This is a genomic window from Micromonospora sp. KC721 (genome assembly GCF_004348355.1).
GTDB lineage: Bacteria > Actinomycetota > Actinomycetes > Mycobacteriales > Micromonosporaceae > Micromonospora.
On sequence record NZ_SMJY01000270.1, the window covers coordinates 1 to 6557 of the forward strand.

Annotated in this window: 7 protein-coding genes; 1 reads left to right on the forward strand and 6 read right to left on the reverse strand. The window is 72.5% G+C overall.

Going from position 1 to position 6557, the window contains the following annotated elements; all coding sequences use genetic code 11:
• From ccsA to hemL, 6 genes are all read right to left on the reverse strand, one after another.
• Positions 1-790 (reverse strand): cytochrome c biogenesis protein CcsA (ccsA, locus tag E1182_RS28295; RefSeq protein WP_132270788.1); only part of this gene is annotated, 790 nt, incomplete at its 3' end.
• The gene (locus E1182_RS28300; protein ID WP_132270789.1) at positions 790-2391 is read right to left on the reverse strand and encodes a cytochrome c biogenesis protein ResB; all 1602 of its coding nucleotides are present in this window, start codon (positions 2389-2391) and stop codon (positions 790-792) included. The genes E1182_RS28300 and ccsA, both read right to left, overlap by 1 nt.
• A complete protein-coding gene (locus E1182_RS28305; protein WP_132270790.1) occupies positions 2391-3290 on the reverse strand; it encodes a cytochrome c biogenesis CcdA family protein in 900 nt (299 codons plus the stop codon). The genes E1182_RS28300 and E1182_RS28305 overlap by 1 nt, the downstream gene beginning before the upstream one ends.
• On the reverse strand, positions 3290-3868 hold the full coding sequence (locus E1182_RS28310; protein WP_132270791.1) for a TlpA disulfide reductase family protein: 579 nt from the start codon (positions 3866-3868) through the stop codon (positions 3290-3292). The genes E1182_RS28305 and E1182_RS28310 overlap by 1 nt, the downstream gene beginning before the upstream one ends.
• The gene (locus tag E1182_RS28315) at positions 3868-4515 is read right to left on the reverse strand and encodes a histidine phosphatase family protein (RefSeq protein WP_132270792.1); all 648 of its coding nucleotides are present in this window, start codon (positions 4513-4515) and stop codon (positions 3868-3870) included. The genes E1182_RS28310 and E1182_RS28315 overlap by 1 nt, the downstream gene beginning before the upstream one ends.
• Positions 4516-4684: 169 nt before the next feature.
• A complete protein-coding gene (gene hemL / locus E1182_RS28320) occupies positions 4685-6040 on the reverse strand; it encodes a glutamate-1-semialdehyde 2,1-aminomutase (RefSeq protein ID WP_132270793.1) in 1356 nt (451 codons plus the stop codon).
• A gap of 141 nt (positions 6041-6181) precedes the next feature.
• Here hemL and E1182_RS28325 point away from each other — a divergent pair, with 141 nt between their 5' ends.
• Complete coding sequence (locus E1182_RS28325; protein WP_132270794.1) at positions 6182-6514, forward strand: STAS domain-containing protein; 333 nt, start codon at positions 6182-6184, stop codon at positions 6512-6514.
• Positions 6515-6557 lie beyond the last annotated feature (43 nt).

Sequence of the window (6557 nt, forward strand, 5' to 3'; positions counted from 1 at the left end):
CGCCCCAGGCCCGGCCCCACGCCGCCTCCGCCCAGATCGCGCCCGCGATCACCGCGAACGTGAACAGCGGGAACGAGAAGGCGTGCAGCGCGAAGGTCAGCCGCTCCAGGCCGGCCGCCGCCGGCAGCCGGCGGGCCAGGGTGTACGGGAAGCTGCGCCGGCCCTGCTCGTACCCGTTGCGCATGAGGAACGCGACCGCCGGGACGACACCCAGCAGGAAGATGCCCGAGGCGACGACGATCGTCGAGACGTGGATGATGAACCAGTACGACTGCAGTGCCGGCATCAGCGGCACCACCTGGACGTAGAGCTTCAGCTCCGCGAAGGCCAGCAGCAGCACCATGACCAGGGTGAGGAAGAGCCCGAGCCGGCGCAGCGACGGGCGCTTGACCAGCACCGCCAGCCAGGCGACGGTCCCGATCCAGGTGACCGTCAACACGTACTCGTACATGTTGCCCCAGGGCATCCGCTCGGCGGCGATGCTCCGGGTTACCAGCGCGGCCAGGTGCAGCACGGCGGCGAGCCCGGTGAGTCCGACGGCCGTCCAGCCGGCGAACCGGGCCCGCTGCGCCGACCGAACCGGCGCGCTCGTGACGGGAGTGGGGGGCGTGGCGGGCGGCGCGACACTGCCTCCGGCCGCGCCGACCCCGGCGCCGACCAGTTCGCGGGCCGGTGCCGCCGCCGACACGGCGCGGGCGTTGCCGAGCGCGTACTCGACGGCATGGCTGATCATCGCGAGCAGGTACGCCAGGATCGCGAACGTCACCAGCTGGTCGGACAGTTCGGCCATCACTGGACCCTCTCTCGCGTCCGCCCGTCGTCGCGTACGGCGGCGACGAGCTGGGCGAACTCGTCGGCGAACCCCGGATGCTCGGTGCGCGGCAACCCACCGGCCCGCACCAAACTACTACCGCTCGTCGGAGATCCACTCCGGGGGTCGGCCGGGACCACCCGGAACCAGACCCGGCGACGCCGGACGAACAGCGAAGCCATCAGGCCGGCGAGCAGCACCACGCAGGCCACCAGCAGCAGCGTCTGGCCGGGGTCGTGCCGCACCGAGAGGGTGATGTACGGCTTCGTGCCCAGAAACTCCAGCGTGCTGCCGTCGTCCAGGGTCCACTTCTCCCCGACGCCCAGCTTCTCGTCACCGACCTGCTTGAGCCGGCCGTTGCTGACCTGCCGCTGGTCGAGCTGGTAGACCGAGCCGGGGATGCCGGCGTCCAGGCCCAGGTTCCCCCGGTACGCCACCAGCACCACCGCCGGGTTCCGCTCGGTGGGGAACCGCGACGACGTGAACGGCGGGTTCTCCGGCGCGGTCGGCAGGTAGAGCCCCTCGAAGGCGACCTGCTGGTCGGGGTCCCGCTTCCCGGTCGCCGGGTCGACGTTGGCGTCCGGGAAGGCCGCCACGCCCTCGCTGGTGATGTTCGCGTCCCCGGTGGTCAGGAACGGCACCGTGCTGGTCTGGCTGCGCCCGTACCGGTCGGTGTACTTCAGGATCGGGGCGTACCCGTGGCCGAGCAGGTAGACGTTGGCCGAGCCGAGCCGCAGCGGCGAGTTGACCGAGAAGGACGCCTGCCGGGTGGATCCGGTCAGCTCGTCCACGGTCACCGTGGCCCGGTAGCTCTCCGGCTGCCCGGACGGGTGGAACCGGGCGTCGAAGTCGTCCAGGGTCAGGCAGAAACGCGGCAGGTCGCCGCTGTCCATCCGGGGACCGAGTGACGCCTCGGCGTACTGCTGGCGGGTGTTGCAGAACTCCTCGCCGGCCACCAGCAGCCGGTTGCCGTGCCAGCCGTACCAGGAGCCGAGCACCACCCCGAGCAGGACGGCGACCAGCGAGGCGTGGAAGAGCACGTTGCCGGTCTCCTTGAGGTACCCCTTCTCGGCGGAGACCTCGTTGCCGCGTACCTCGACCCGCCAGCGACGGCGGCGCAGCACCGCGGCGATCGCCGCCGGATCGGCGGCGGCCGGAGCCTCCAGCACCGCATGCTGGGGCAGCCGCTCCAACCGCTTCGGGGCCGCCGGTGGGCGGGACCGCAGGGCGCGCAGATGGTCCCGCATCCGAGGCAGGATGCAGCCGACCAGCGAGGTGAACAGCAGCAGGTAGATCGCGGAGAACCAGACCGAGCCGAAGACCTCGAACCCGCCGATGCGGTCCAGCTGCGGGGCCAGGTCCGGATGGTCGCGGAAGTACCGGTCGACCTGTTCCGGGTTCACCCCGCGCTGCGGCAGCACCGAGCCGGGGATCGCGGCGACGGCGAGCAGAAAGAGCAGCACCAGCGCGGTACGCATGCTGGTGAGCTGCCGCCAGGAGTTGCGCAGCAGGGCCAGCACCGGATTGGGCCGCCGGGGCGCCCCGGCCGGCGCGACCGGCCGGTCGTCCACGGTCGTCATCAGATGCTCACCTCGCCCACGCCCACGGTCGTCTGCAACCAGATGACGACGTTCTGCCAGCCGCCGGTGATCAGCGCGAGGCCGATCAGGATCAGCAGCGCCCCGCCGATCCGGGTAACCCACCGGCTGTTGCGCCGGACCGCGCGGAAGACCCCGAGCAGGCGCTGGAAGCCCAGCCCGAAGGCGACGAACGGTACCCCCAACCCGAGGCAGTACGCCACGGCCAGCACCACCGCCCGGTCGGTCTGCCCGCCGGTGGCGGCCATACCGAGCACCGCGCCGAGGGTCGGGCCGGTGCACGGCATCCAACTCAACGCGAAGACCGCGCCGAGCACCGGAGCACCGAGCAGCCCGGCCGCCGGGAGCCGGTTGATCCGGAACTCCCGCTGCAGTCCCGGCAGCACCCCGAGGTAGCCGAGGCCGAGCAGGACGACCAGCGCGCCCACCACGACCTGGAAGGTCCGCTCGTAGTCGAAGAAGATCCGGCCGAATCCGGCGAAGAGGATCGCGGTGGCGGTGAAGACGAAGGTGAACCCGGCGATGAACAGCAGCGTCCCGGCGAGCACCCGGCCCTTGACCAGGACCGCCGGCCGGCTCTCGGCCCGGGTCGCGACGGCCACCCCGGCACCGGCCGCACCGGCCTCGTCGGCCCGGTCCGGTGGGCCGGCGTCCGGCGACGCGTCCTCCGGGCCCGGTGGGCCGGCGGCGGCCGGTGCGGCGGTGCGGCGGGTGCGGCCCTCCAGGTCAACGCCGGCCAGCCCGGTCACGTACGACAGGTAGCCCGGCATCAGCGGTAGCACGCACGGGGACAGGAAACTGACCAGTCCGGCGAGCGCCGCCGCGCCGACGGCCAGCAGCAGCGGGCCGGACTGGGCGAGTTCGCGGAAGGTGTCGCCCATCAGCGCGAACCGGACGCCGGCTGCTCGGCCGCGATCCGCTCGACGATCGGCTGGAGGCCGTCCTGCTTGACAGCGGCCCGGATCACCGTGGCGACCCGGCCCTCCCGGTCCAGCACGACGGTGGCCGGGATGGTGTTCGGCGGGATGTCCAGGGCGAGCGCCAGCCGGCTCGCCGGGTCGAAGAGGCTCGGGTAGCTGACCCGGCCCTGCTCGAAGGCGATCGCCTTGTCCTTGCTGTCCTGCACGTTGATGCCGAGAAAGCTCACCCCGGCGGCCTTGGTGGCCTGGTGGGTCGCCTCCAGGTCGTCGGCCTCGGCCCGGCAGGGCGCACACCAGGAGCCCCAGAAGTTCAACACCACCACCTGGCCGCGGGCCTGGGCGACGTCGTACCGACCGCCGGCGAGCAGGTCACCGGCGATCTTCGGGGCGGCGGAGCGCTGCTCCGGCGCGCACTCGACAATCCCCCCGTTGGTGGCGCAGCGGCGCTCTGGGCTGTCGTCGTCGGAGGAGCAGCCGACCAATCCCGCGGTGGCGGCGACGGCAGCGAGCGTTACGGCGAGCGTCCTCCGGGTGAACATCAGGCCCCCTTGGCCGTCCTGGCTGTCGGCGAGATGGCGATCAGGTGCGCGGCCGGCTCGCTGTAGCCGATGCCGGCGACCTTCGCGCCGTCGAAGTGGAACGAGGTGAGGCTGGCCAACCCGCACTGGCGGCGGCGCGGGTCGTGCCAGAGCCGCTTGCGCTCGACGTACCGGCGCAGCGTCCAGATGGGCAGCTGGTGCGAGACGAGGACGGCCTCCCGCCCCTCGGCGGCGATCCGGGCGGCGTGCAGGGCGGCAAACATCCGCTCGGCGATGGCCCGGTACGCCTCACCCCAACTCGGGGTGACCGGGTCGCGCAGCACCCACCAGTTGCGGGGGTCACGGAACGAGCCGTCACCCGGCGAGACCTTCTTGCCCTCGAACCAGTTGGCGCTCTCGATCAGCCGCTCGTCCACCCCGACCGGCAGCCCGAACTGGGCGGCGATCGGCTCGGCGGTCTGCTGGGCGCGTTCCAGCGGGCTCGCCACCACGTGGGCGACCTCCCGCTCGGCGAGCGCCTGCGCGGCGGCCTTGGCCATCTGCACGCCGAGTTCCGAGAGGCGGAAACCCGGCAGCCGGCCGTAGAGGATGCCTTCCGGGTTGTACACCTCGCCGTGCCGGAGCACGTGCACCACGGTCCTGCTCACCGCTGCGTCCCTTTCGCTCGCGACTGCGGGGCTCGCAAACCCGGCTCACTCCTCGCGCTCACCGCTACGTCCCCTTCGCTCGCGACTGCGGGGCTCGCAAACCCGGCTCACTCCTCGCGCTCACCGCTACGTCCCCTTCGCTCGCGACTGCGGGGCTCGCAAACCCGGCTCACTCCTCGCGCTCACCGTTACCCCCGTTGGCTGCCACGGCTGCCGCCCGCGCCGCCGCCGGCAGCGCGGCGGCGATCTGCTCACAGGCGGCGTCGTCGATCGCCGCCGACACGAACCAGGACTCGAACGCGCTCGGCGGCAGGTAGACGCCGGCGGCGAGCATCGCGTGGAAGAACGCCTTGAAGGCGGGCACCTGCTGGGTACGCGCAGTGTCGTAGTCGACCACCTCCGCGTCGGTGAAGAAGATCGAGAACATGTTGCCGGCGTACGACAGCCGGTGCGGAACCCCGGCGGCGGCCAGCGCGTCGGCGGCGAGCTTGCCCACGACGGCGGCCGTCTCGTCCAGCCGGCGGTAGAGCGCGTCGTCGGCGAGCCGCAGGGTGGCCAGGCCGGCGGCGCAGGCCAGCGGGTTACCGGAGAGGGTGCCGGCCTGGTAGACCGGACCGGCCGGGGCGAGCCGTCCCATGATCTCGGCGCGCCCGCCGAACGCCGCGGCGGGCAGGCCACCCCCCATGACCTTCCCGTACGTCCACAGGTCGGCCTGCGACGGGTCCAGCCCGTGCCAGCCGGCGCGGGAGACCCGGAACCCGGTCATCACCTCGTCGACGATGAGCAGCGCGCCGTGCGCGTGCGCGATGGCGGCGAGGCGCTGGTTGAAACCGTCACGTGGGGCGACGACACCCATGTTGCCGGCGGCGGCCTCGGTGATGACCGCGGCGATGTGCGCGCCCTCGGCGGCGAAGACCTGCTCCACCGCGGCGATGTCGTTGTACGGCAGCACGATGGTGTCGCCGGCCGCCGCGCCGGTGACACCGGGCGAATCGGGCAGGCCGAGGGTGGCCACGCCCGAGCCGGCGGCGGCGAGCAGCCCGTCGGAGTGGCCGTGGTAGCAGCCGGAAAACTTGACGATCTTGGAGCGGCCGGTGAAGCCTCGGGCCAGCCGGATCGCCGACATGGTCGCCTCGGTGCCCGAGTTGACCAGACGGACCTGCTCGACCGGGGTACGCGCGACGATCTCGGCGGCCAGCTCGACCTCGCCCGGGGTCGGGGCGCCGAAGCTGGTGCCCAGCGCGGCGGCGGCCTGCACCGCCTCGACCACCGCCGGGTGGGCATGGCCGAGGATCAGTGGCCCCCAGGAGCAGACCAGGTCGACGTAGCGCCGACCGTCGGCGTCGTACAGCCAGGGGCCCTCCCCCCGGACCATGAAGCGCGGGGTGCCACCGACGGCACGGAAGGCGCGCACGGGGGAGTTGACCCCGCCGGGCACGAGGGCCGTGGCGCGGTCGAACAGGGCCTCGGAGGCCGGCGCGTCGGCCGGGTAACGGCCGGATCCGGCGGAAAAGGTATCGGTCACGATGCGGCCATTGTTACAGCGCGGCAGTGCGAATGGGCAGCCACCCCTGCTGCGGGTTACCAGACTCACCCGTGGGGCAGACCTGACCCGGGGTGCAGCGCCCGCCGGGCCGAGACACGGAGATCGCGATAGGCTGGCCGGGTGGATCGTGCCGAACTGTCCATCACGGTACACCGGTCGGGCGACGAAGCCGTGCTTCGCCTCGCCGGTGAGATCGACATGCTCACCGCCGGTCAGCTGTCAGCCGTCGTGAACGAGGTGCTGACCGATCCCCCACCGCGCATCGTGCTGGATCTGGGCGGTGTCACCTTCTGCGACTCCCAGGGGCTGGGCACGCTCGTCGTGCTCAGCCGCAAGGCCAGTCACGCACAGACCCTGCTGGTGCTCAGCAACGTCGGCGACTTCCTGCTGCGCGTCCTGGACATCACCGGGCTCCGCTCGGCCCTGATGATCCGCAACGAGACCGCCCCCTGACCCGCCGTCGCCGCCCGGACAGGTGGGGCGGCGGGTCCGGGGC